Below are 281 nucleotides of genomic sequence, written 5' to 3'. Positions count from 1 at the left end.
TAACACAACACCTAATTGCATTTCCGAAACCAGCTTTACTGTAACTATTAGTGGTTTACCAAATGTAGATACACTTACAGACCAAACAGCATGTGATAGTTATACACTGCCTACTCTTACAAATGGTAATTATTTTTCTGGAACCGATGGTTCAGGAACCGCATTTAGTGCTGGAGATTTAATAACTAGCTCGCAAACCATTTTTATCTACAATCAAGTAGGAACTCCACCAAATAGTTGTGCTAACGAGTCTAGTTTTAATGTTACTATTTTAAGTGCAC

The 281-nt window shown here is 35.9% G+C and carries 1 protein-coding gene; it reads left to right on the top strand.

Annotated elements, in window-relative coordinates; translation table 11 throughout:
• The coding region (locus ACVC5O_RS02545; RefSeq protein WP_452219896.1) for a hypothetical protein at positions 1 to 281 on the top strand (281 nt) is incomplete at both ends.

The sequence above is a fragment of the Lacinutrix salivirga genome (assembly GCF_053604675.1).
This window is presented reverse-complemented; position numbering and strand designations above follow the sequence as displayed.